21 protein-coding genes are annotated in these 22,724 nt (G+C 65.5%); 1 reads left to right on the forward strand and 20 read right to left on the reverse strand.

Annotated features, from left to right (window positions below; translation table 11 throughout):
- Positions 1–62 precede the first annotated feature (62 nt).
- The 18 genes from cheZ to AC3G88_RS18340 all read right to left on the reverse strand — a co-directional run bounded on the left by cheZ (position 63) and on the right by AC3G88_RS18340 (position 19,580).
- Positions 63–698 (reverse strand): protein phosphatase CheZ, encoded by a 636-nt coding sequence (gene cheZ, locus AC3G88_RS18255; RefSeq protein WP_029051668.1) that lies wholly within the window; start codon positions 696–698, stop codon positions 63–65.
- Positions 699–713: 15 nt separating this feature from the next.
- Positions 714–1,100 (reverse strand): chemotaxis response regulator CheY, encoded by a 387-nt coding sequence (gene cheY / locus AC3G88_RS18260; RefSeq protein ID WP_029051667.1) that lies wholly within the window; start codon positions 1,098–1,100, stop codon positions 714–716.
- An 82-nt stretch (positions 1,101–1,182) separates the two neighbouring features.
- Positions 1,183–2,256 carry a protein-glutamate methylesterase/protein-glutamine glutaminase gene (locus AC3G88_RS18265; protein WP_488772298.1) on the reverse strand — a complete coding sequence of 358 codons (1,074 nt, stop codon included), beginning with the start codon at positions 2,254–2,256 and terminating at the stop codon, positions 1,183–1,185.
- A 23-nt stretch (positions 2,257–2,279) separates the two neighbouring features.
- Entirely contained in the window at positions 2,280–2,942 is a 663-nt protein-coding gene (gene cheD, locus AC3G88_RS18270) for a chemoreceptor glutamine deamidase CheD (protein ID WP_400393362.1), read from the reverse strand.
- On the reverse strand, positions 2,939–3,850 hold the full coding sequence (locus AC3G88_RS18275) for a CheR family methyltransferase (protein ID WP_488772300.1): 912 nt from the start codon (positions 3,848–3,850) through the stop codon (positions 2,939–2,941). The genes cheD and AC3G88_RS18275 overlap by 4 nt, the downstream gene beginning before the upstream one ends.
- A 66-nt stretch (positions 3,851–3,916) precedes the next feature.
- Positions 3,917–4,411, reverse strand: coding sequence for a chemotaxis protein CheW (locus AC3G88_RS18280; protein WP_029051730.1), 495 nt, complete (start codon positions 4,409–4,411; stop codon positions 3,917–3,919).
- A 21-nt stretch (positions 4,412–4,432) separates the two neighbouring features.
- Positions 4,433–6,463: a chemotaxis protein CheA gene (gene cheA / locus AC3G88_RS18285; RefSeq protein ID WP_488772302.1), complete on the reverse strand. Its 2,031-nt coding sequence runs from the start codon at positions 6,461–6,463 to the stop codon at positions 4,433–4,435.
- 66 nt (positions 6,464–6,529) lie between these two features.
- Entirely contained in the window at positions 6,530–7,513 is a 984-nt protein-coding gene (motB, locus tag AC3G88_RS18290) for a flagellar motor protein MotB (protein ID WP_488772304.1), read from the reverse strand.
- Positions 7,514–7,526: 13 nt separating this feature from the next.
- The gene (gene motA / locus AC3G88_RS18295) at positions 7,527–8,390 is read right to left on the reverse strand and encodes a flagellar motor stator protein MotA (RefSeq protein ID WP_049815961.1); all 864 of its coding nucleotides are present in this window, start codon (positions 8,388–8,390) and stop codon (positions 7,527–7,529) included.
- A gap of 121 nt (positions 8,391–8,511) precedes the next feature.
- Positions 8,512–9,117, reverse strand: a complete 606-nt coding sequence (flhC, locus tag AC3G88_RS18300; RefSeq protein ID WP_153949796.1) for a flagellar transcriptional regulator FlhC — start codon at positions 9,115–9,117, stop codon at positions 8,512–8,514.
- Positions 9,114–9,431 (reverse strand): flagellar transcriptional regulator FlhD, encoded by a 318-nt coding sequence (gene flhD / locus AC3G88_RS18305; protein ID WP_008647543.1) that lies wholly within the window; start codon positions 9,429–9,431, stop codon positions 9,114–9,116. Before flhD ends, flhC begins: the two co-directional genes overlap by 4 nt.
- Positions 9,432–9,827: 396 nt before the next feature.
- Complete coding sequence (locus tag AC3G88_RS18310; RefSeq protein ID WP_400393371.1) at positions 9,828–10,580, reverse strand: DUF4088 family protein; 753 nt, start codon at positions 10,578–10,580, stop codon at positions 9,828–9,830.
- 112 nt (positions 10,581–10,692) lie between these two features.
- Positions 10,693–12,543, reverse strand: a complete 1,851-nt coding sequence (locus AC3G88_RS18315; RefSeq protein ID WP_488893757.1) for a methyl-accepting chemotaxis protein — start codon at positions 12,541–12,543, stop codon at positions 10,693–10,695.
- Positions 12,544–12,715: 172 nt separating this feature from the next.
- Complete coding sequence (locus AC3G88_RS18320) at positions 12,716–14,353, reverse strand: methyl-accepting chemotaxis protein (RefSeq protein ID WP_488772309.1); 1,638 nt, start codon at positions 14,351–14,353, stop codon at positions 12,716–12,718.
- Between the two features lie 83 nt (positions 14,354–14,436).
- A complete protein-coding gene (locus AC3G88_RS18325) occupies positions 14,437–14,925 on the reverse strand; it encodes a chemotaxis protein CheW (protein ID WP_153949800.1) in 489 nt (162 codons plus the stop codon).
- Between the two features lie 173 nt (positions 14,926–15,098).
- Positions 15,099–15,482, reverse strand: a complete 384-nt coding sequence (locus AC3G88_RS18330; protein WP_488772312.1) for a response regulator — start codon at positions 15,480–15,482, stop codon at positions 15,099–15,101.
- Positions 15,483–15,659: 177 nt separating this feature from the next.
- Complete coding sequence (locus tag AC3G88_RS18335; protein WP_488772314.1) at positions 15,660–17,639, reverse strand: putative bifunctional diguanylate cyclase/phosphodiesterase; 1,980 nt, start codon at positions 17,637–17,639, stop codon at positions 15,660–15,662.
- 138 nt (positions 17,640–17,777) lie between these two features.
- Positions 17,778–19,580, reverse strand: coding sequence for a methyl-accepting chemotaxis protein (locus AC3G88_RS18340; RefSeq protein ID WP_488772316.1), 1,803 nt, complete (start codon positions 19,578–19,580; stop codon positions 17,778–17,780).
- A 554-nt stretch (positions 19,581–20,134) separates the two neighbouring features.
- Between AC3G88_RS18340 and AC3G88_RS18345 the strand changes: the two genes are divergently transcribed.
- Positions 20,135–20,446 carry an H-NS histone family protein gene (locus AC3G88_RS18345; protein ID WP_400393012.1) on the forward strand — a complete coding sequence of 104 codons (312 nt, stop codon included), beginning with the start codon at positions 20,135–20,137 and terminating at the stop codon, positions 20,444–20,446.
- A 78-nt stretch (positions 20,447–20,524) separates the two neighbouring features.
- Here AC3G88_RS18345 and galE read toward each other — a convergent pair whose 3' ends face one another.
- Both galE and AC3G88_RS18355 read right to left on the reverse strand, forming a co-directional pair.
- Positions 20,525–21,544, reverse strand: a complete 1,020-nt coding sequence (gene galE / locus AC3G88_RS18350; protein ID WP_488772318.1) for a UDP-glucose 4-epimerase GalE — start codon at positions 21,542–21,544, stop codon at positions 20,525–20,527.
- A 119-nt stretch (positions 21,545–21,663) separates the two neighbouring features.
- Positions 21,664–22,722, reverse strand: coding sequence for a tyrosine-type recombinase/integrase (locus tag AC3G88_RS18355; RefSeq protein WP_488772319.1), 1,059 nt, complete (start codon positions 22,720–22,722; stop codon positions 21,664–21,666).
- Positions 22,723–22,724: the final 2 nt, after the last annotated feature.

Consider the following 22,724-nt stretch of genomic DNA (forward strand, 5'->3'; position numbering starts at 1 on the left):
GCATCGTCGCGACAAGCCCGGGACGCGCCGGCGGGATGGCCGGCGCGTCCCGCTTACCGGGCTCAGAAGCCCAGGCTGGCCAGCAGGTCGTCCACCTGCGACTGGTCCGACACTACGTCGGTCTTGCCTTCGGGGTTGATCTGCGGACCGTTCATGAGCGTGGGGGGCGCTTCAACGCGCCGCTCGGCCGGCACGTTATCGATCAGCACCTGCAGCAGTTCCTGCTCCAGGGTGCGGATCATGTCCATCATCTTCTTGATCACCTGGCCGGTCAGGTCCTGGAAGTCCTGGGCCATCATGATTTCAAGCAGGTGGCTGCCGGTCGCCTTGGCCTTTTGCGGAACGTCGGTCAGGAATTCACGTGTGTCCAGCACCAGTGCGCGGGCGTCGCCCAGCTCCACGGGTTGCGCGAACCACTCGTCCCAACGCTTGTCCAGCGCGGTGGCCTTGCTTTCCAGATCTTCCTGCAGCGGCTGCGCCAGTTCGACGGCGGTGAGCGTGCGCTCGGCCGCCTGCTCGGTCATGGCGGCGATGTAGCTCAGGCGGTCGCGTGCATCGGGAATGGCCAGGGCGGCCTTCTCGATTTCCTTGTCGAGCCCCAGCTCCCGCATGTTGTCGCGCAGCATTCGCGTCAGGTTGCCGATGCGATGGATGATCTGCTCGGCCGATTCTTGGCTGAAAGTCGGAGTCGTCGACATGTCGCGTACCTCTTCTTATTGAGCCAGCTTCTCGAAGATCTTCGTGATCTTTTCGTCCAGCGTCGCGGCGGTGAACGGCTTGACCACATAACCATTGGCACCAGCCTGCGCGGCGGCAATGATGTTCTCCTTCTTGGCTTCGGCCGTCACCATCAGCACCGGCGTCTTGGCGATCTCGGGAATCGCACGGATCGACTGCAGCATGGTCAGCCCGTCCATGTTCGGCATGTTCCAGTCCGACACCACGAACTGGAAGCTGCCGTCCTTGACTTTTTCCAGCCCGGCGGCGCCATCTTCGGCTTCCTCGACGTTGGTGAACCCCAGCTCCTTGAGCAGGTTGCGAATGATCCGACGCATGGTCGGGAAGTCATCGACCACGAGGATCTTGATGTTCTTGTCCACTTTACGGCTCCAATACGGTTACGGATGACACGGCCATCCGGTTGTTGTTGCTAATCCGACCTCTCTCGCGCGCGATCCAGGACTACACGCGCTGCGCCCGTGCGCCAAACGTGGCCAGGTGCGCCATGACGCGCTGGCTCATCTGGTTCAGGGGCACGACTTCATGCACGCCGCCGGTGGCGATAGCCTCCTTCGGCATGCCAAACACGATGCAGGACTGTTCGTCCTGCGCCAGGTTGTACGATCCGGCCTCGCGCATGCGCAGCATGCCGCGGGCACCGTCCTTGCCCATGCCGGTCAGGATCACGCCCGTCACGTTCTTGCCGCCGTGGATGGCGGCGGAATCGAACAGCACGTCCACCGACGGACGATGCCGGTTCACCGGTGCGTCTTGCGACAGGTGCGCCACGTAGTTGGCACCGCTACGCGCCAGCAGCAGGTGGGAGTCTCCCGGCGCGATATACGCATAGCCGGGCAGCACGCGTTCGCCGTGCTCCGCTTCCTTGACCGTGATGCGGCACAGCCCGTTCAGGCGCTGCGCGAACGACTTGGTGAAGCCGGCCGGCATGTGCTGCACGATCATGACTGCCGGCGAATCGGGCGGCAGCGGCATCAGGAATTCCTTGATGGCCTCGGTGCCGCCGGTCGATGCGCCGACGATGATCAGTTTTTCGGTCGACAGCAGCGGCGCGCGCAGCATCGGCGCGGCAGGCGCGCTGCCCGCAGGCGCCTCGGACCGTGCCCGCACGCGTGCCCGCGACGCCGCGCGCAGCTTGTCGGCGATCGTGTCGGTGTATTCGATCAGACCCTCGCGGATACCAAGCTTGGGCTTGGTCACGAAATCGACCGCGCCCAGTTCCAGCGCGCGCATCGTGATTTCCGACCCCCGTTCGGTCAGCGAGGACACCATCAGCACCGGCATCGGGCGCAGGCGCATCAGGCGTTCCAGAAAGTCGAGCCCGTCCATCCGTGGCATTTCCACGTCCAGCGTCAGCACGTCCGGGTTCAGGCGCTTGATCATGTCACGCGCCACCAGCGGGTCGGGGGCGGTACCCACCACCTCCATGTCGGGCTGGCTGTTGATGATCTCCGTCATCAGGCTGCGAATCAGCGCGGAATCATCCACGCACAGCACCTTGATCTTCGCGGCGGTCATGTTCGTCTCTACGTCTTCAGTTTTCAGGTCGGCGACTTGGCCGATGCCTGCCGCGTAAACAAAGCCACGGCACCACGGGCGGGCGCCTTTGTGGATGTGGACAGCGCGCGTGCCAGGGCACGCTCGTCGCGCTCCACGCCAACGGTATCGTCCGAGCGGGTCAGCCGGCGCACCAGCGCCAGACCCGTTCCCGGAAAATAGCTGACGCGTCGCGCGTGCGGCCCGCGCAGGTCTTGCGCGGCCACCCGTATCTCTTCGGTGCGCAGGTACTTCAGTACGAAATCGGCATTCCGGTCCCCAATATTGAGGGTCGTCATGTTCGCCAGTACCGCGCCGCCGCCAAATACCTTGGCTTCCAGACGCTCGCGCCGGGCGCCCATCTTCAGCAGTTCATTGATCAGCACTTCCAGCGCGTAGCAGCCGTAGCGCATCGACGCCGACAGCATGCGGTCAGGGCCGGCGTTCTCGTCATCGGGCAGCATGAAATGGTTCATGCCGCCCACGCCGGCCACTTCGTCGCGGATGCATGCGGCCACGCACGATCCCAGCACCGTGGTCAGCACCACGTCATCGCCCGTCACGTAGTATTCGTTGGGCAGCAGCTTGATGGCCTGCTTGCCGAATTCGCGATCGAAGTACTTTCGCGTGGCAATGGCCTCGGGCATCTGTGGCGTGCCGCGCATCATGCGCCTCCGCCTTTGCCCGCCAGTTCATACACGGTCTGCCCGCGCAGCTGGAACGCGCGCGTGACATACGAGAAGTTCTCCGAATGGCCGGCAAACAGCAGGCCGTTCGGCTTGAGCAACGGCGCAAACCGCTCCAGGATGCGGCCCTGGGTCGGCTTGTCGAAATAGATCATCACGTTGCGGCAGAAGATCGCGTCGAACTTGTCGCGAATGCCCCAGTCCGGCGCCAGCAGGTTCAGCGGCTCGAACGCGATGGTCGATGCCAGCTCCGGCTTGACCTTGACCGAGCCCGCGCGTGCGCCCGTGCCCTTCAGGAAGAAGCGCTTGAGCTGCTCCTGCTGCAGCCGGGACACCTGCTCGGTCGTATAGACGCCGGCGCGGGCCTTGGCCAGCACCTGGGTGTCGATGTCGGTGGCCAGCACGGTCCCGGCGCGGTCGCCCAGCGCCTCGGCCAGCGTGATGGCGATCGAATACGGTTCCTCGCCGGTCGACGCCGCCGCGCACCAGACGCTGTAGGGCCGGCCAGTCTTCCTGGCGTGCTCGGCCAGCAGCGGGAAGTGGTGCGCCTCACGGAAGAACGACGTGAGGTTGGTCGTCAGCGCGTTGGTGAAGTACTCCCACTCGTCGGACCGGTCGTCCGACTCGAGCAGTTCCAGGTAAGTGCCGAAGTCGCTGAGCTGCAGCGAGCGCAGCCGCCGCGCCAGACGGCTGTACACCATCTCGCGCTTGTGGCTGCCCAGCGAGATGCCGGCGCGCTTGTGGATCAGCGCGCGCACCTTCTCGAAGTCGCGCTCGGTCAGCAGGAAGTCACGCATGTCGTCGCGCAGGGGCGCCAGCACCGGCGTCGCCGTGCTGGCGGCCGCGCCTGGCTTCCCGGTGGCGCTGGAGGAAGAACGGAGCGGCGTCATGAGTGTATGTCGTCAGGGTTGCCGATGATCGGCGGTACAGGCAGTTGGGGGCGATCCGGCGCGCGCTCAGGCGAACTCGGCTTCGATCAGTTCCATCTCGGCGCTGGTCATCATGCGTTCGATGTCGATCAGGATCAGCATCCGGCCTTCCACCGAACCGAGGCCGGTCAGGTGCTCGTTGGATACCGATACGCCGAATTCCGGCGCAGCCTTGATGTCGTCGCCGGTCAGCGTGAGCACGTCCGACACACCATCGACGACGATGCCGACCACACGCCCCGCCACGTTCAGGATGATCACCACGGTCTGGTGGTCATAACGCACGTTGGCGAGGTTGAACTTCAGGCGCAGGTCCACGATCGGCACGATCACGCCGCGCAGGTTCGTCACGCCCTTGATGAAGTCGGGTGCGTTGGCGATGCGGGTTACCGTCTCGTAGCTGCGGATTTCCTGCACCTTCAGGATGTCGATGCCATATTCCTCGGTGCCCAGCGTGAAGACCAGGTATTCCTGGCCAGAGGCTTCGCTGCCCTGGGTATCGATGTGTCCGATGCCGGCCATGTCCGTTCTCCTTGCTGTCGATTACAGTGCCACCGCCATGTCCTGGCGGCGCACGCCGGTGCGCTGCAGCGCGGCCACGTCCACGATCAGCGCGACGCTGCCGTCGCCCAGGATCGTCGCGGCCGAAATGCACGGCACCTTGCGGTAGTTGGTTTCGAGGTTCTTCAGTACCACCTGGTGCTGGCCGATCAGCTGGTCCACCAGCAGCGCGAAGCGCTTGCCTTCGGCGGCCAGGATCACGGCGATGCCCTGCGTGGGCTCCTGCACCGCATTGGCCACGTTGAAGACCTTGTGCAGTTCCAGCAGCGGCAGGTATTCGCCGCGCACGTTCATCACGCGCTCGCCGTTGGCGGCGGTGTGCACGTCGTCGGCCTTCGGCTGCAGCGACTCCATCACGCAGTTCAGCGGCAGGATGAACGTCTCTTCGCCGGTGCGCACCGACATGCCGTCCAGGATGGCCAGCGTCAGCGGCAGCACGATGCGGGTGGTGGTACCCAGGCCCTGGCGCGAGCTGATCTCGACATGCCCGCCCATTTCCTGGATGTTCCGCTTGACCACGTCCATGCCCACGCCACGTCCCGACACGTCGGTCACCACCTCGGCAGTGGAGAAGCCCGGCGCGAAGATCAGCTGCCAGACCTCATCGTCGGGCATGCTTTCGGACACGCCCGGCAGGTTGTTCTGCAGGGCCTTGGACAGGATGCGCTCCCGGTTCAGGCCACCACCGTCGTCGCTCACTTCGATGACGATGTTGCCGCCGGCGTGCTGTGCCGACAGGATCAGCTGGCCGGTCGGTTCCTTGCCGGCCGCCACGCGCTTCTCGGGCGTTTCGATACCGTGGTCGAGGCTGTTGCGCACCAGGTGGGTCAGCGGGTCGATGATCCGTTCGATCAGGCTCTTGTCCAGTTCGGTCGCCTTGCCGAACGTGACCAGGTCGATCTGCTTGTTCAGCTTGCTGGCCAGGTCGCGCACCAGACGCGGGAAGCGCGAGAACACGTAGTCCATCGGCATCATGCGGATCGACATCACCGCTTCCTGCAGGTCGCGCGCGTTGCGCTCCAGCTGGCCCATGCCCGAGAACAGGCGGTCGAACAGTACGGGGTCGAGCGACGACGCGGTCTGCGCCAGCATCGATTGCGTGATGACCAGTTCGCCCACCAGGTTGATGATCTGGTCGACCTTCTCGGTCGGCACGCGGATCGAACCCGAATCGGGGCCATGCGCGGCGGCGGCGGCCGCAGGCTTGGCCTTCTCCTTTTCCTTGTCCTTGGCTACCGGGGCGGCGGCCGGCGCAGCGGCCGCCGGGGCCGGCGCGGCGACGGGCGCAGGCGCCGGTGCGGGCGCGGCTGCGGCCGGGGCCTCGCCGGCTGCCACGGCTTCCACGACGATCTGCTTCTCGTCGATCACGAAGCAGCAGACCGCGATGATGTCGTCGGTGCCGCACTGGCTGTTCAGCCAGATGGTCAGGTCGCCATCGGCCTCTTCCTGGCCGGTGATCTCGCCCAGGTTGGCCAGTTCCTCGCGCAGCAGCGCCTGGTCCGCGGCCGATACCTTGATCAGGCGAACCTTCAGGTTGCCGCCGGCCGGTGCGGCGGCCGGGGCCGGGGCTGCCACGGGCGCGGGTGGGGGGGCCGGAGCGTGGGCCGCTTCGCCGCCGGCTTCCTGGGCCAGCTGCTGCAGGACGGCGCAGATGCGCTTGAACGTTTCCGGATCGGGTTCGGTGCCGTTGCGATAGGCATTGAGCTGGTCTTGCAACACGTCCTTGGTTTCCAGAAAGGTGTCGATGATGACCCGCGTGAGGGCCAGTTCCCGCCGACGCGTGCGGTCGAGCAGGTTCTCAAAGATGTGCGTGGTTTCGGTCAGGGCCGTGAAGCCGAACGTCGCGGCACCGCCCTTGATCGAATGCGCGGCACGAAAGATCGCGTTGAGCGCTTCGGCATCGGGGGACTCGATGTCCACCTCCAGCAGCAGCTGCTCCATTTCTACGAGCAGTTCCTCTGCCTCTTCGAAGAAGGTCTGGTAAAACTGCGTGATATCGATATCGACAGACATGATCGTCCTGGCTCGCTAGATTTCCTGGGAAGACACGCCACCCACCGCGGCGGCGCGCCCTCGTTCCTACTTGCCCTTGGGCGTGTTGGCGGGGCCCGCCGCGGGAGCCGGGGCGGCTTCCGCCTGCGCCGGCACCTGCGACTGAAGCTCTTCGGCCATGCGTCCCTTCTGGGCCTGCACCGAAACATCCGCCGCGCTGGCGTTTTCGGACTCGAACTGGGCCTGCGCGCGCTTGTTGAGCACCACAATGCTGATGCGACGGTTGGTCGGCGCCAGCGGTTCGTTCTTCTCCAGCGGCATGGTGTCGGCCAGGCCCAGCACCCGCAGCACCTTGCCTTCCTGCATGCCACCGGCGATCAGTTCCTGGCGCGACGCATTGGCGCGGTCTGCCGACAGTTCCCAGTTGCTGTATGCGCGCTCGCCCATCATGTAGGTGGCCGAGTCGGTATGGCCCGACAGGCTGACCTTGTTCGGCATCTCGTTGAGCACCGGGCCGATTTCGCGCAGGATGGCACGCATGTACGGCTCCACGGCGGCGCTGCCGGTACGGAACATCGGCCGGTTCTGTGTATCCAGGATCTGGATGCGCAGGCCCTCGCTGGTGATGTCCAGCAGCAGCTGCGGGCGGAACTGGCGCAGCGTGGGGTTGTTGTCGATGATCTGTTCCAGACGACCCTTGAGCGCGCGCAGGCGCTCGCTGTCCATCTGGTCGCGGCGGCGCTGGGCGTCGGCCGGATCGTTGGTCAGGGCCTTCATGACCTCGCCGTCCTTGGCCATCGGGTCCTTGCCGCCGCCGGGGATGACACTCTTCGACATGCTGCTCTTGTCGCCGCCGGCCACCGCCACTTTCAGCGGCGTCTTGAAGTATTCGGCCACGCCGACGAGCGTTTTCGGGGAAGACGAGCTCAGCAGCCACAGCACCAGGAACAGCGCCATCATGGCCGTCATGAAGTCGGCGTAGGCGATCTTCCAGCTGTGGTTGCCGTGCGGCTTGGCGTGCGACTTCGCCTTCTTGATGATGATCGGACGCAGGTCCTGGGCGCTGCTCATGGCTGCTCTCCCGTCAGGTCAGGCTCTTGACTTCACGCACGTGGTCGTCGAGCTCGAGGAACGACGGACGTACCGTGGAGTACAGCACCTTGCGGCCGAATTCCACCGCCACCAGCGGGGCATAGCCGTTCAGGGATGCCAGCAGCGTGACCTTGATGCACTCGTACATCTTGATGCTCTCGGACACCTGGTGCTCGACGCGCGATGCCAGCGGCGACACGAAGCCGTAGGCCAGCAGAATGCCCAGGAACGTACCGACCATGGCGTGGGCGATCAGGGCGCCCAGTTCCGCCGGCGGCAGATCGGCCGAGGCGAGTGCGTGCACCACGCCCATCACCGCGGCCACGATGCCGAAGGCGGGCAGGCCGTCGCCGACGCGCGACAGCGCATGGGCGGGAATCTCGGCTTCGTGGCGGAACGTTTCGATTTCGTGGTCCATGAGCGCCTCGATCTCAAAGGCGTTCATGTTGCCGTTGACCATCATGCGCAGGTAGTCGGTCAGGAACTCCATCATCTTGGCGTCGGCCAGGATGCGCGGGTACTGACTGAAGACGCTGCTCGATGCGGGATCGGCAATTTCCTTTTCGAGGAACAGGATGCCCTCGCGACGTGCCTTGGACAGCAGCACGTACAGCAGCGCCATCACGTCCAGGTACAGTTCCTTCTTGTACTTGGAGCCCTGCAGCAGCGAAGGCATGGCCTTCATCGTGGCCTTGATGGCCTTGCCGCTGTTGGAGCTGATGAATGCGCCGACGGCGGCACCGCCGATGATGATGAGCTCCGCCGGTTGATAAAGCGCGCCCATATGTCCGCCGGTGAGGGCGTAACCGCCCAACACCGCCACGACTACGACGACATAGCCAATAACTACTAGCACGATCGGATCCCCGTCTGAAAAACACGCGTCAGGCACGCACTGGGCATCCGGCGCGGACGAGCGGGGTCACCGCCCGCCGTTACCGGGGCCCACCTGCCACGCGGACGTCAGGCCCGGTGAGTCAGGCTGGCGTCTGCGCGGATGCGGCGTCCTTCGAGAGCTTCTTCACCTTTCCGGCGCGCGAAGGCGGGCGGCACAGGCTGCAGACGAAGTTCGCGTGCGGCTCATAGGCATGCGTCACGAACTGACCGCCGCAACAGGTGCACGAGGAAAGCTGCAGCATGTTGCTCTCGAAAAACCGTACTAACGTCCAGGCACGGGTGAAACTTAAGACGATTTCGCCACCGAGCAGCGAAACGTGCTCGAGGTACAGACGGTAAGCGGCCACTACGGCACGAATGCCCGACGTCTCGCCTTCCTGCACCATGAACTGGTAAGCGGAGAAGAACAGCGACGAATGGATATTCGGCAGCCAGGTGGTGAACCAGTCTGTCGAGAAGGGGAGCATGCCCTTGGGCGGCGACGCGCCCCGCAGCTCCTTGTAGAGGCGGATCAACCGGTCGCGCGAGAGCGTGGTCTCGGCTTCAAGCACCTGCAGGCGCGCACCCAGGCCGATCAGCTCGATGGCGAGCTGGGTCTGGTTGGCATCCTGCAGGACGCTCTTGCGGTTGGGGACGGGAGTGGCCGTGAAACTGCGGGCCGGCTGGGCCTGGAGGAGCGCGGTCAATTGAGCGACTCCACGGGTTGCCGGGCCAGCAGGATAGCAGCGTGGATCTGCTGCATATCATGGCTCTTGGCCGTGTGTGTCAGGGTGGACAGCAACGCGTGATCGTCAAAGCGGAACCGGCACAGCACCATGTTCGATGCAGCCAGCTTGACGAGTTGCGCCGAGGTCAGCTTGGCGAGGATCTCAGCAATTTCCTTGCTGACACCAAGCCTGAACATGGCTTCCACCTGGTTTTCGCGCACCAGTCGTTGCGCAAGCAGAAGATAGGCGAGGTTAACCTCCCTGATCTCCTGGAGAACTTCACTGCTTTCCAATTTTTCCCCGCTACCAAAAAACCCCTCGACCGCTTGTCCGGCGCTTACCAGCAAGGAAATCCTGCCGGCGACCAGATCGTTTGTTGCGTGTTCGAGTGGGTACGACGTACTACGAAAGAACTTCGCCCGGTTACACCTGAACTCTGAAACGTTACAGATGTTACAGAGTGTAAGTGAAACTGTTACGTTTATATCGGCATTCCGCCCACCATGCCAATCCCTACTTACGTTGGGGATTGGGGAATGTCGTAAGGAAAAGACATGGGCCCCGAAGTTTGTAACAACAAACGTGCCTGTCTTCTGATTTTCATCAAAGGTGTAACAGTTTGTGCACTGAACGGAAACGGATTTCCGACGGTGGACACGCCACGCACGAAAGGGGGTTGCTGGTTTCCACTATTGACGAACAAGCGCACCTTGGCTAAACACGCGACGCAGCCACGCCGCCAGCCGCGCAAACACGTCATCGGGTGCTTCCCGGAACAGGTGCGGACGCGCGCGCTCCACCTGCTCCAGCACGCGCGCGGCTTCCTCGGCGCTCACCGATCCATACTCCAGCGCCAGGCCCAGCAGCGCGCGCAACTCGCCCACCTTGCTGCGGCCAAGCGCCTCGCTTTGCTCGGTCTGCAGCGCGTACATGACGTCGTAAGCGCGCTGCCGCAGGCTGTCCGCAATGCGCCACGCAGGCGTGCGCATGCGCTCCTCGATCGTGCGCACATCGACAGCGGAGGCCGATATCTGGGCCGCCAGCGCCTCGGTGAACGCGGCATCGGCGCCCGCTTCGGACAGGATGTTCGCGGCCCACTCCCGCGCATGCTCCACGCGCTGCTGGGACGTCCAGTCGGGCTGCACGGCCAGCGCGAAGCCGAAACGCTGCGCGTCGCGCATGAGCGCCGCCAATGCGTTCGGCAGCTGCTTGTCGAAGACCTTGCGCGCCCATCCGTACTCGCCGCTGGCCAGCAGGCGCATGACGGCACGCTCGGTGAGCGGCCCATCCTGCTGGATCAGCCGCGCGCGCAGGAAATCGTCGAACGCGGGCGGAATGAACTGCGGGTCGAGTCCGGTGGAAACTTTTACAAACGCATCGAAGTCTGCGCGCAGCCGCGCTGCGGCTTCGGCCGACAGGGACAGACTGATGTCGGTGTTCATGGTGTTCTGCAGACGAGTGAACGCCCGGCGCAACAATTACAACGCTGCGCCGGGACGCTGCCGTCTTTTCAGACGACGATTATGTGGCGGTCCGAAGTTGTCCCGATGACGCTCAGAAGGCGCTCCAGTCGCCGTTGTCCGATGCCGGGCTGGCAGACGCAGCCGCCGTCAGCGCCGGGCGCTTCTTCTGTGTATCGGCATCCGCGCCGGCAACTTCAGCCATAGCCGGTGCGGCAGCCGCCAGCGCAGTGCCGGTCCTGGCCGGCTTGCCCCGCTTGCCGCCCTTGGCCACGCGGTTCACCGGGGCCTTGGCGGCGGGCCTGGCCACCGAGCGCACGGCGGGCGCCGCCGGGGCAGCGAGCATCGGCACCGATGCCGCCGCTGCATCGTCGTGCGACAGGCGGAAGCCCGACACCGATTCCAGCAGGCGCGAAGCCTGGTCCTGCAGCGAACCGGCTGCCGCCGCGGCCTGCTCCACCAGCGCCGCGTTCTGCTGCGTCACTTCGTCCATCTGGGCCACGGCCTGGTTGACCTGCTCGATGCCCGAGCTCTGCTCGGCCGATGCCGCGCTGATCTCTCCCATGATGTCGGTCACGCGCTTCACGGCCTGCACGATCTCGTCCATCGTCGTGCCGGCCTGGCTCACCAGCGCCGCGCCGGTATCCACCTGCGCCACCGAGTTGTCGATCAGCGTCTTGATTTCCTTGGCGGCATTGGCGCTGCGCTGCGCCAGGCTGCGCACCTCGCCGGCCACCACGGCAAAGCCGCGGCCCTGCTCGCCGGCACGCGCCGCTTCCACGGCGGCGTTCAGCGCCAGGATGTTGGTCTGGAAGGCAATGCCCTCGATCACGCCGATGATGTCGACGATCTTGCGCGATGCGTCGTTGATCTCGCCCATGGTGTCCACCACGCGGCCCACCACCTCGCCGCCGCGCACGGCCGTGTCCGACGCATTGGCCGCCAGGCCGCTGGCCTGACGGGCATTGTCCGCGTTCTGGCGCACGGTGCTGGTCAGCTGCTCCATGCTCGAAGCCGTTTCCTCCAGCGAGGCGGCCTGCTGTTCGGTGCGCTGCGACAGGTCGTTGTTGCCGGCCGCAATTTCGCGCGACGCCGTGCCGATCGACTCAGCCGACTCCTTGAAGTCGCGGACCATCGACGACAGCTGTTGCTGCATCTGCGCGATCGCGTGCAGCAGGCTGTGGTCGTCGCCACGGCGCAGTTCCACCTTGGCCGAGAAGTCGCCATCGGCAATCTGCGCGGCGATCGAAGCGGCATAGCCCGGTTCGCCACCGAGCTGGCGCGACAGCTGGCGGGCCAGGAACCAGCCCAGCAGCACCGAGATCACGACCCCGCCGAGCACCAGCAGCAGCATCAGCACGCGCGAGCTGTTGTAGACGCTGGTCGACTCGTCCATGTTCAACTTGGCGCGTTCGTCGCGGCGCTTGACCATCTTGAACAGCACGTCTTCCAGCGCGCGGCTTTCCTTGAGCAGGTCGGCACTTTCCGTGAACACCGTGCTTTCGAACTGCGACGTGTCCAGCGGCTGCTTGCTGACCAGTTCCACGTACTTCGTCATGCGGTCGCGGAACGGGGGCACCAGCGCTTCATACTGCTTGAACAGCGCCTGGCCCTCGGGCTGGCTGAACGAGCTCTTCGCAGTTTTTACCCGCGCCTCCATCGTCGCCAGCGATTTCTGGATCTCTTCCTTCTCGGTCGCGCGTTCGCCCATGGTCGATGCCGACAGCAGCGCGATCTGCGCGCGGCTGGCATAGACCAGGTTGATGTTGCCGTCCTGCACGGCCTTCAGCGCCTGCAGGTCGGTGGTGTAGATCTTGCCGGTCCATTCCGCCATGCGCCCCATGTTGACCACGCCCAGCAGGCCGATGACGGCGCCGATCACCGATACCACCAGGAAGCCTGCTATCAGCCTGGTCGTAACGCGTAGTTGATTGAACCACTGCATAGAACTATCCCCTTCTTCTGTCAGAAATGACCGGGATGGGCAATGCCACCCGGATTGTTGTCGCGGCCGCCTGCGTGGGCGGCTGCTCTACCCCGTTCCTGATGCCGCGTGTTTCGGCGCGGCCCTTTCTGGAATGGCCCCCGCCCTGCCGGGCGCGGACCGGCTCCCCACTTCAGCCCGCCACCTCCGCCATCGTCTCCATCTGGCGCGGGCGCGCAGGCCGGACTTCGGCCTGGGTGCTCACGCGGAATGTGGAGATCGACTCGCGCAGGCGGTCGGCCTGTTCTTCCAGCGCGCCGGCCGCCGCGGCGGCCTGCTCTACCAATGCTGCGTTCTGTTGCGTGCTTTCATCCATTTGCGCCACGGCCTCGTTGACCTGCTCGATGCCTGCGCTCTGCTCGGCCGATGCCGAACTGATGTCGCCCATGATGTCGGTCACGCGCTTCACGGCCTGGACGATCTCGTCCATCGTCGCGCCGGCCTCGCTGACCTGCGCCGCGCCGTTTTCCACGCGCGACACGGTGTTGCCGATCAGGCCCTTGATTTCCTTGGCCGCGTTGGCGCTGCGCTGCGCCAGGCTGCGCACCTCGCCAGCCACCACGGCGAAGCCGCGGCCCTGCTCGCCGGCACGCGCCGCTTCCACGGCGGCGTTCAGCGCCAGGATGTTGGTCTGAAAGGCAATGCCCTCGATCACGCCGATGATGTCGACGATCTTGCGCGATGCCTCGTTGATTTCGTTCATCGTCTGCACCACGCGCCCCACGGCCTCGCCACCGCGTACGGCCGTCTCCGACGCATTGGCGGCCAGCCCGGTGGCCTGGCGTGCGTTGTCGGCGTTCTGGCGGACCGTGCCGGTCAGCTGCTCCATGCTCGAAGCCGTTTCCTCCAGCGAGGCGGCCTGCTGTTCGGTGCGCTGCGACAGGTCGTTGTTGCCGGCGGCCACCTGGTGCGTGGCCGTCGAGATGCTGGTCATGCCTTCCTGGATGTCATGCACCACCGACAGCAGGCTGCGCTGCATCGTGCGCATGGCGCGCGCCAGCGCACCCACTTCGTCGCCGGCCTTGTGCTCGAACGTCGTGGTCAGGTCGCCGGCGCCCATGCGCAGCGCAAAGTCGAGCATCTCGCCGACCGGCTTTTCCACGCGGGAGATCAGCAGGGCGCCCGAAGCCATCGACGAGATCACGGCCAGCGCGAAAGCGCCCCAGAGCCACGGCCACAACTGGGCCGCAGCGTCGGCCGACATCCAGTGCACGCCAGCCAGCGCCACCAGGAACCATGCGAGCCCGGCCACCTGGGCCCAAAGAATGCGGCGGCGCAGGTTCAGGCGGGTCAGGCGGCCGAAGAAGCCGGCCACGCCGGTCCGCACCACGGCCCCGTCGCGGATCGCCAGCCCGGCGGCGCGCTGCTCGCGAAAGCGCTTGTAGGCAGCCTCGGCCGCGTCGATCTGCTCGCGCGACGCCATCGACCGCACCGACGTATAGCCGATGATGCGGCCGGCCACGCGCGTCGGCGTGACGGTTGCCTGCACCCAGTAGTGATCGCCGTCCTTGCGGCGGTTCTTGACGATGCCGACCCACGACTTGCCGGCCTGGATCGACGTCCAGAGATCGGCAAACGCTTCCGGCGGCATGTCCGGATGGCGCACCAGGTTGTGCGGCGCGCCCAGCAGCTCTGCCGACGAGAAGCCGCTGGTCTCCACGAACGCCCGGTTTGCGAACGTGATGCGACCCTTGAGGTCGGTTCGGGAGATCAGGTAATCGTCCGGCGAGAGCGGATGCTCGCGCTGCGTGACAGGCTGGTTGTTGCGCATGGGTGCTCGAACTGCGTTGAAGGCTCCGGCACCGGCGCCCCCGCATTCGCGCGGGCGCTACGGGCCGCTTGTTACGGGGTGGGTCAGGCGGTGCCGGCCGCGGCGTCAAGCGCCGCGAGGTCGTCGACGTCCATCAGCTTCTCGATATCGGTCAGGATCAGCATGCGCCCCTCCAGCGAGCCAAGCCCGCGGATATAGTCGGTGGCCACGCCGCCGGACAGCGTCGGCGCCGGCTTGATCTGCGACGGAGTCAGCGTGAGCACGTCGGATACGCCGTCAACCACGATGCCCGTCGTGCGTTCATGGATATCGACGATGATCACCACCGTGTACTGGTCGTAGCTGATCTCGGCCTGGTTGAACTTGATGCGCAGGTCGATGATCGGGACGATGGTGCCGCGCAGGTTGACCACGCCCTTCAGGTAGTCAGGCGCGTTGGCGATCTGCGTGACCGATTCGTAGCCACGGATTTCCTGGACCTTGAGGATGTCGATGCCGTATTCCTCGCGGCCAAGCCGGAAGGCCAGGAATTCTTCTCCCGCGCCGTCCGCCCGGTTGTTGCTGGTATTCATGTTGCCCCCGCTGGCAAGGTTGGTCGTGGCCGGGGATAGCGTGCCCCTGGCTGCTGGCGACCCGAGGCGGTCTGCCGGCCCGCGGCCCAATGGGCCGAGCCGGACCACCTGCTATGGCCCTCCAGTATTTACGGCACGATGCGGGGTGAATTAAGGACGACTTCGCGCCCGGCTTACCCCTCCGTGGGAGGGTCCAGCAGCGCGTGGACGGAGGCCAGCAGGTCTTCCGGATCGAAGGGCTTGGCCAGGAATCCCGACGCGCCGGCCTCGCGGGCCTGGTCCAGGATGCGGTCGTCGTGCTCGGTCGAGAGCATCAGGATCGGAATCGACGCATAGGCCGATGTGGCGCGCAGCGCGCGGATCAGCGACAGGCCGTCCATGACGGGCATCACCTGGTCGGTGACCAGCATGCCGAACTGCTCTTCCATGGCCACCTCGTGCGCCTCCTTGCCGTCGGCCGCCTCGGTCACCATGAATCCGCCCGCGCGCAGGCAGGCGCCTGTCATGCGGCGCAGGGATGGCGAATCGTCGACGACGAGGATGTGCGGAAGGGACATCGGGGACTCCGTGTGGGTTGGTCCGCCAGTGGCAAGGCAGCGCGGCCGGCGACGGACAGGCCAGCTGGCTCGGGCGAGCGACATCCGGCATGCGCCACTGCCCTGTCACCTTCATAACGACACGCCAGGCACGCGCTTTAGCGTTATCGACAATTTTTCACGTTTCGCCACCCGCGCTCAGGCGCGCAGCGGGTGGGCGCCCTGCAGCTGTTCGGCGAACGCCGGGGCGTCGAGCGGCATGGCCATCAGGTAGCCCTGCACCTCGTCGCAGCCCATGCCGTCCAGGATGTCCAGCTGCGATGCCGACTCCACCCCTTCGGCCACCACCTTCATGCGGAGTTCGTGCGCCAGCGCCACCATCGACCCGACGATTGCCTGGCCCTGCGGGTCGGCGTCCAGCCCGCCGATCAGCGTGCGGTCGATCTTGAGCGTGCCCACGCGCAGCCGCTTCAGGTAGCCCAGGCTGGAGTAGCCGCTGCCGAAGTCGTCCAGCGCCACGTGGATGCCCAGCGACTGCAGCTCGGCCAGCGTCTCCATCGACTTGCCGATGTCCTTCATGGCTGCCGTCTCGGTAATTTCGAGCGTGATGGCCGACGGCGGAATGTCGTGCTGGTGGATCTGTTCGAGCAGGTACTGCGGGAAGTTGCGGCTGGCAAAGCGCAGCCCCGACACGTTGATCGCCACCGGCACCGTCGCCAGCCCCGCGTCCTGCCAGGCGCGTACCTGCGCGCAGACCGTCGAGATGACCCAGTCGTCGAGCTTGTCGATCTGGCCCGACTGCTCGGCCACCATGATGAATTCGGCAGGATTGACCGGACCCAGCGTCGGATGCCGCCAGCGGCACAGCGCCTCGGCCCCCACCACGCCGCGCGACTTCACGTCGTATTTCGGCTGGTACATCAGCGACAGCGCGTCGTCCTGGATGGCCGGCCAGAGATCGCGGCGGATGACGCGCATGCGGCGCGCCCGTTCGCCGGCAGCGGAATTGAACACGCGCATCTGGTTCGACCCGCTTTCGCGCGCCTCCGACAGGCTGACGCGCGCCGCCTGCATCAGCGATTCGGATGTGGCCGCATCGCGCGGATAGATGGCGATGCCGATGTTCACGCCAATCTGCATCTGCAGGCCGCGCGCAGCCACGAACTCGGACAGCGACCCCAGCACGCGCGCGCCCAGTTCGTGCGCCCGGCTGTGCTGCACCAGTTCGGGCACGCCCACCGCGAATTCATCGCGCGCCAGCCGGGCCAGGAAATGATGCGGTTCCAGCGCGGCCTGGGCCAGCGCGCCGGCATCCTGGGCCAGGATGTCGTCGGCGCGGACTTCGAAGACTTCGTCGACTTCCCGGAAGTCGGCAATGTGGATCAGCAGCACGGCGCAGGCGGTTTCCGACAGGCGGGCGTGCGCGATGGTCTGGTCGAGCCAGCGCGCGAAGGCGGTGCGGTCGGGCAGGTCTTCGTTGCTGACGCTGTATTCGCCGACGGGCGGCTGGTCGCGGCCCGACGAGCGTACGGTCAGCCCGCCCATGCGACCGTGGCCGCGCCGCACCAGGCGCGGCTCGCCCGCACGCGCGGCAACCGGGAATTCGTCAGGGGCGTCGTCGGCGAGCGCCCCCTCGGCATAGGCTCCCGCCCACCGGCGCGACTGGAGGCGATGCATCGCATAGAGCGCGGAGCACAGCAGCGCCAGGCCGCCGGCCAGCCACGCCGACCCATGCGGGCCGGCCACGTCCAGACAGTCGCGCGGGGACATCGACAGGCCGCCGCAGGCCCGGCCCAGCCGTGCACCGGCCACCGCCACCATGCCGGCACCCGCCAGCATGGCCGTGACGATGGCAACCTGCCAGCCACGGCTGCCCTGGCGCATCCATTGCCAGGCAGGGGCAATCAGGTGCGACGCGGCCATGCTTGCCGCCATGGTCGCGGCGAAGGTTGCCGCCGCGTCGGCGCCGCGATTGGCGGCCGTCAGCGTGCCCGAAGCCACCGCCACCCAGAGCGGCATGCCCGTGGTGGCCTGCGACAGGAGCGCAGCCGACCATGCCAGCGACCGGACAGCCTTGCGCCCCGGCTCGCCTTCCGGCTTGGCAGCGCGCATGCCTCGCGCGGCAACGACGCCGAGCGCGGCTGCAAGCAGCAACAGGAGGGTATTCGTGGCAATCATTGGGGCTGCGCGAAGGGAAACGGCAAGGGCGCGGGGAACACCGGGATGCGGGGCAGACAAAACCCCGCATCATGGCATCTTGCGCGCTCCGTGTGAACCTCGTGGCACTCAGTCCTGTTTATATCGGGCTCGAATTAATCAGAAGGCGGCCCAGTTGTCGTCCGGGTTCGACGCGCCGGCCGGCTGGTTCAGCGCGGGGCGCAACAGCTTGGGCTCGCGGGTCTTGCGCACCACGGGCGGACGCTTGGCGGCGGGACGCACCGGCGCACGTTCCGCAGCGCCGGCGACGGCGGTGGCCGGTGCAGCCGGAGCAGCCAGGGGCTGGGCCGGCGCCAGCGCATGGGCCGGCCGTGACGGCGCTGCCAGCAGGCGCGACGCACCGCCGTCGGACGCCAGCGAGAACACCGACACCACGCTCTTGAGCTTCTGCGCCTGTTCTTCCAGCGCGCCCGCGGCGGCAGCGGCTTCCTCCACGAGTGCCGCGTTCTGCTGCGTGACCTGGTCCATCTGGGCCACGGCCTGGTTCACCTGCTCGATGCCGGTGGTCTGTTCCTGCGACGCGGCGCTGATCTCGTTCATGATGTCCGTGACGCGACGCACGGCCTGCACGATCTCGCCCATGGTGTTGCCGGCTTCGGCCACCAGCTTCGTGCCGCTTTCCACACGCTGGCCAGATTCGCTGATCAGCGATTCGATTTCCTTGGCGGCATTGGCGCTGCGCTGCGCCAGGCTGCGCACCTCGCCGGCTACCACGGCAAAGCCGCGGCCCTGTTCGCCGGCCCGGGCCGCTTCCACGGCGGCATTCAGCGCCAGGATATTGGTCTGGAAGGCGATGCCTTCGATCACGCCGATGATCTCGACCACCTTGCGCGATGCGCCGTTGATCTCGTTCATGGTGTCAACCACGCGGCCCACCACGTCGCCCCCCTTCATGGCGATCTGCGAGGCTTCGCCGGCCAGCACGCCAGCCTGGCGGGCGTTGTCGGCGTTCTGGCGTACCACCGTGGTCAGTTCTTCCATGCTGGCGGCGGTCTGCTCCAGCGAGGCCGCCTGCTCTTCGGTACGTTGCGACAGGTCGGTATTGCCGGCCGAAATCTGCTGGGTGGCCGAGGCGATCGAATCGGTGCCGGTACGCACTTCGGACACGATGCCCGACAGGCTGTCCTGCATCCGGGCCAGCGCCTGCATCATGCGGCCCACCTCGTTCTTCGACATGCTGCTGATGCGCGACGTCAGGTCGCCGGCGGCCATGCGTTCGAACACGGACAGCGCCTCTTCCACCGGGCGCACGATGGCGCGGTGGAGCATCATGGCGGCCACCACGGCAATGACCAGCCCGAAGACGATCAGCAGGATCGACATCGTGCGAATCACTTCAAAGCGCGACTGGGCGGCTTCGAAGTTCGCCTTGCCGGCGTCCATCTGGAATTTCTCGAGCTTTTCGTGCGCGGAGGACATGCTGCGCTGCAGTTCCGGCATGACCTCGCGCGCAATGCGCAGGGCTTCCTCCCGGTTTCCGGAGGTCAGCGCCTGCTGCCACTTCGCGACGCCCGCCTCGAAGAACTCCTGGCGCTTGGCTGCCAGCGCGGTGGCCAGCGCCTTTTCCTCGTCGTTCTGCGGCAGCGCCAAATAGCGTTTCCAGCCCTTGTCAGACGACTCGACAAAGACCTTCGAGCGTTCGACGTGCTTGTTCATGTCCTCGCCCTCGCTGCCGGGCATGACGGTACGGTCCAGCGCCAGGCGCAGGCGCGTGGTGCCGATCATGGCATCGGCCAGCGCCTGGGATGAAGCCAGCTGGTTGGCATAGGTCTCCTTCAGCGCATCATTGGACTGGGAAATGCCATGCAATCCCGCTCCGCCCACAACCAGCAGGATGGCCGCCAGCGCAGCCATGGCGCCCCGCAAGAGGGTCTTGATCTGAATATTCTGATGAAAGGACATGATGTGCTGATCATTAGGAAATCACCCGAAGCCACTTCCTTGCCTCGGTCCGGCAGTCCGACACCCCGTGCGGCCCGCTCAGGACTCGATAACGGCCGGCGTCCAGTCTTCCTTGAGTTGCGTGGCAAATGGTTTTCGGGTATGGCGACTGACGCACTTTCAATCGCCGGCGGTAAATGGCCTGTGCTGCACCGCGAGGAGTGAGTGAGCGCATGCCGGCAAATGAATATTGCCTGCGCGGCCGGAATGGAGCGTTCGCTGAATCCCGCTTGCGCCGGACTGCGACTCCTATTTCCGGCATTAAGTTTTGATTCATGTTTCCGCGGCGATGCGAGATGGCCCACGCACCGCGCTATCTACGGCGCCGGTGCATTCTGGCGCCGTCGCGGCAGCCAACGCTCGACTATCGCCCTTGTCATAAGTTCAGTAATTCTTCTTAATTGAGATTTTTCGTATTTTTTGGCGCGCAGCCGCAAAGCATTTGCAGCGTGGCCGACAGTGGTTATAATGCTTTTCGTCTATTCACGGACCCACCAGTAAATCGAGGGATACAAATGGCGACATATCAGGAAATCGTTCAGAAAATCAGCGAACTGCAGCGGGAGGCCGAAGAGATCAAGGCGCGCGAGCAAGCGACGGTGATCGCCGAGATTCGCGAGAAAATCGAACAATTTGGCCTGACCGCCGAAGATCTCGGATTTGGTGGCAAGGGCGTGGCTGGCAAGAAGGCCACTACCGCACGCAAGGTTCCGGTCCGTTATCGCGATAGCGCGGGCAATACCTGGACCGGCCGCGGCAAGCGTCCGGGTTGGCTGACCCAGGCATTGGCCAATGGCAAGTCGATGGAAGACTTCCTGATTCGCTAAGCCGCAACGCCACGCGCGCGCAAAGACGGCGCAAAGAAAAACCGGGCCATGGCCCGGTTTTTTATTGGCTTGCCCCGCTCACGCCGCAAACCCCTGGGGATTCATCGACTGCCAGCGCCAGGAATCCTCGCACATGCGGTCCAGATCATGGCGGGCCTCCCAGCCCAGCATCTGCTGCGCCAGCGCCGGATCGGCATAGCACGACGCAATGTCGCCCGGACGCCGGTCGACAATCTGGTAGGGCACCGCCCGCCCACTGGCACGTTCGTAGGCCTTCACTACCTCCAGGACGCTGTAACCACGGCCCGTGCCCAGATTGACGGTCATCCCGCGCGGATGCTGGCGAAGGTAGTTCAGCGCCGCCACGTGCCCATCGGCCAGGTCGCAGACGTGGATGTAGTCGCGCACACCCGTGCCGTCGACGGTCGGGTAATCGCCACCATAGACACTGAGCTTTTCGCGTCGTCCGCCAGCCACCTGGGCCACGTAAGGCATCAGGTTGTTCGGAATGCCGCCCGGATCTTCGCCAATGAGGCCGCTTTCATGGGCGCCGACTGGGTTGAAATACCGCAGAAAAGCGATGCGCCATTCCGGATCGGATTTTTCCAGATCGCGCAGGATCTGTTCGCCCATCAATTTGGTCTGCCCGTACGGATTGGTCGCCGATAGCGGGAAATCCTCGAGAATCGGCACCGTATGCGGATTGCCATAGACCGTGGCCGACGAACTGAACACCAGTTGCCGCACGCCAGCCGCCTGCATGGCGCTGCATAGCGTGATCATGCCTTCGAGGTTGTTTCCGTAATATTCGAGCGGCTTGCTGACCGATTCACCCACCGCCTTCAGCGCCGCAAAATGAATCGCCCCCGCAATCTCGTGCTCGGCAAACAGGCGGTCCAGCAACGCGCGGTCACGCACATCGCCTTCGACGAAATGGGGTGTGGTCCCGGTAATGCGGGCCAGCCGGTTGATCACCTCGCGGCTGCTGTTACACAGATTATCGAGTCCGATCACTTGATAGCCCGCCTCATGCAACGACACCCAGGTGTGCGAGGCGATATATCCGGTTGCACCGGTCAGCAGTAACGTTTCAGCCATGGAAATTGTCAGTTCGGTAAGTGTTTCAGGACGCTGGCCGAATCCCGGTCGGGATTCGCGGGTCGAATCGAGATCTTATCCCGCCTATTTTACGGCCGCCTCGTACATTCGAATGATTGTCACGATTCCCGGGCGCGCGCCGCCTGCGGTGTCATCAGCGGCAACCCCGTGCGTGCCTGCCACGCCTCGTAGGCGGCGTGCAGTCGCCAGCCCGATTCGAGATCTCGCATGCCCAGCAGCTGGGCCACGGCAGCGGGGGTGGTCCCGGCGTCGAAATGCATCGCACCACAGGTATTGCGCAGCGTCTGGGGCGACGCCCGCTCGCTGCGGCCAGCCAGCACCCCGGCCTCTTCCAGCAGGATTTCAATACGGCGATAGATCGACGCCGCATGCATCGGCCGTCCATTGGCCATGGCCGGGAATACCAGGTCGCCCAGCGATTCCGCCGCCCGGCGCACCGCCAGCCAGCGGCGCAGCGGCGCATGGGCGAAGCCGAACAGCGGCACCATATAAGTCCGTCCGTTATCGGGGCGCACCATGCGGATGGCCATGGCACCGTCGTCGATGCCGTCGATGGCTTCCAGGCGCAACGCGCGCACCTCGGCCACCTTCAGGCCGCCGCCCAGCAACACGGCAAGCAGCGCCACGTCCCGGGCGCGCTTCCAGGCCGTGGGCGACATCTCGCCCCTGGCTTCCTTGCCGGCCGGCAATTCGGGCTGCGGCGCGAGGATTCGGGCGACGAGCAGGTCGCGCTCACCCGGCAGCAAAAAGGCCGTGGGATCGTTCTCGCCGTCGGCCAGATGCGCCTTGACCGCCTGACTGGCCGGATTGTGCAAATTCTGTTGCAGTGTGGCCAGGTGATGGAAGATTCGCTCTATCAATCTCGCATATCGATAGCGATGGCGCTTGTGAAGATGCTGCGCATCGAGAAAGGCGCCGATCTGGCCGGCCGACCATTTCAGTGGCGGCAGCCCCTGCTCGGCGGACCAGCGCAACAGCTTGCCCCACATCGCGCGGTACACGATGGCCGTACCGGGGCGAAAGCCATGCCGGGCCAGCCAGCCGTCGAACGCACGTTCGGGCTGCCGATACCAGGCGGCAAGGTCGGCATCGAACAGGTCGTCTGACACCGGCTGCGCCCCGCCGGCCGGGCCGGCGTCGATCGCGGGGTGGGTCACCA

The sequence above is a fragment of the Cupriavidus sp. 86D6 genome (assembly GCF_057815095.1).

Excerpts from the sequence above, each read along its gene's own strand:
- AC3G88_RS18325 (WP_153949800.1), bottom strand. The coding sequence starts at position 14,925 with ATGAATACCAGCAACAACCGGGCGGACGGCGCGGGAGAAGAATTCCTG.
- AC3G88_RS18275 (WP_488772300.1), bottom strand. The coding sequence starts at position 3,850 with ATGACGCCGCTCCGTTCTTCCTCCAGCGCCACCGGGAAGCCAGGCGCG.
- AC3G88_RS18330 (WP_488772312.1), bottom strand. The coding sequence starts at position 15,482 with ATGTCCCTTCCGCACATCCTCGTCGTCGACGATTCGCCATCCCTGCGC.
- AC3G88_RS18280 (WP_029051730.1), bottom strand. The coding sequence starts at position 4,411 with ATGGCCGGCATCGGACACATCGATACCCAGGGCAGCGAAGCCTCTGGC.
- AC3G88_RS18265 (WP_488772298.1), bottom strand. The coding sequence starts at position 2,256 with ATGACCGCCGCGAAGATCAAGGTGCTGTGCGTGGATGATTCCGCGCTG.
- AC3G88_RS18335 (WP_488772314.1), bottom strand. The coding sequence starts at position 17,639 with ATGATTGCCACGAATACCCTCCTGTTGCTGCTTGCAGCCGCGCTCGGC.
- AC3G88_RS18340 (WP_488772316.1), bottom strand. The coding sequence starts at position 19,580 with ATGTCCTTTCATCAGAATATTCAGATCAAGACCCTCTTGCGGGGCGCC.
- AC3G88_RS18345 (WP_400393012.1), top strand. The coding sequence starts at position 20,135 with ATGGCGACATATCAGGAAATCGTTCAGAAAATCAGCGAACTGCAGCGG.
- cheZ (WP_029051668.1), bottom strand. The coding sequence starts at position 698 with ATGTCGACGACTCCGACTTTCAGCCAAGAATCGGCCGAGCAGATCATC.
- AC3G88_RS18320 (WP_488772309.1), bottom strand. The coding sequence starts at position 14,353 with ATGCGCAACAACCAGCCTGTCACGCAGCGCGAGCATCCGCTCTCGCCG.
- AC3G88_RS18315 (WP_488893757.1), bottom strand. The coding sequence starts at position 12,543 with ATGCAGTGGTTCAATCAACTACGCGTTACGACCAGGCTGATAGCAGGC.
- AC3G88_RS18310 (WP_400393371.1), bottom strand. The coding sequence starts at position 10,580 with ATGAACACCGACATCAGTCTGTCCCTGTCGGCCGAAGCCGCAGCGCGG.
- galE (WP_488772318.1), bottom strand. The coding sequence starts at position 21,544 with ATGGCTGAAACGTTACTGCTGACCGGTGCAACCGGATATATCGCCTCG.
- cheD (WP_400393362.1), bottom strand. The coding sequence starts at position 2,942 with ATGATGCGCGGCACGCCACAGATGCCCGAGGCCATTGCCACGCGAAAG.
- motB (WP_488772304.1), bottom strand. The coding sequence starts at position 7,513 with ATGAGCAGCGCCCAGGACCTGCGTCCGATCATCATCAAGAAGGCGAAG.
- cheA (WP_488772302.1), bottom strand. The coding sequence starts at position 6,463 with ATGTCTGTCGATATCGATATCACGCAGTTTTACCAGACCTTCTTCGAA.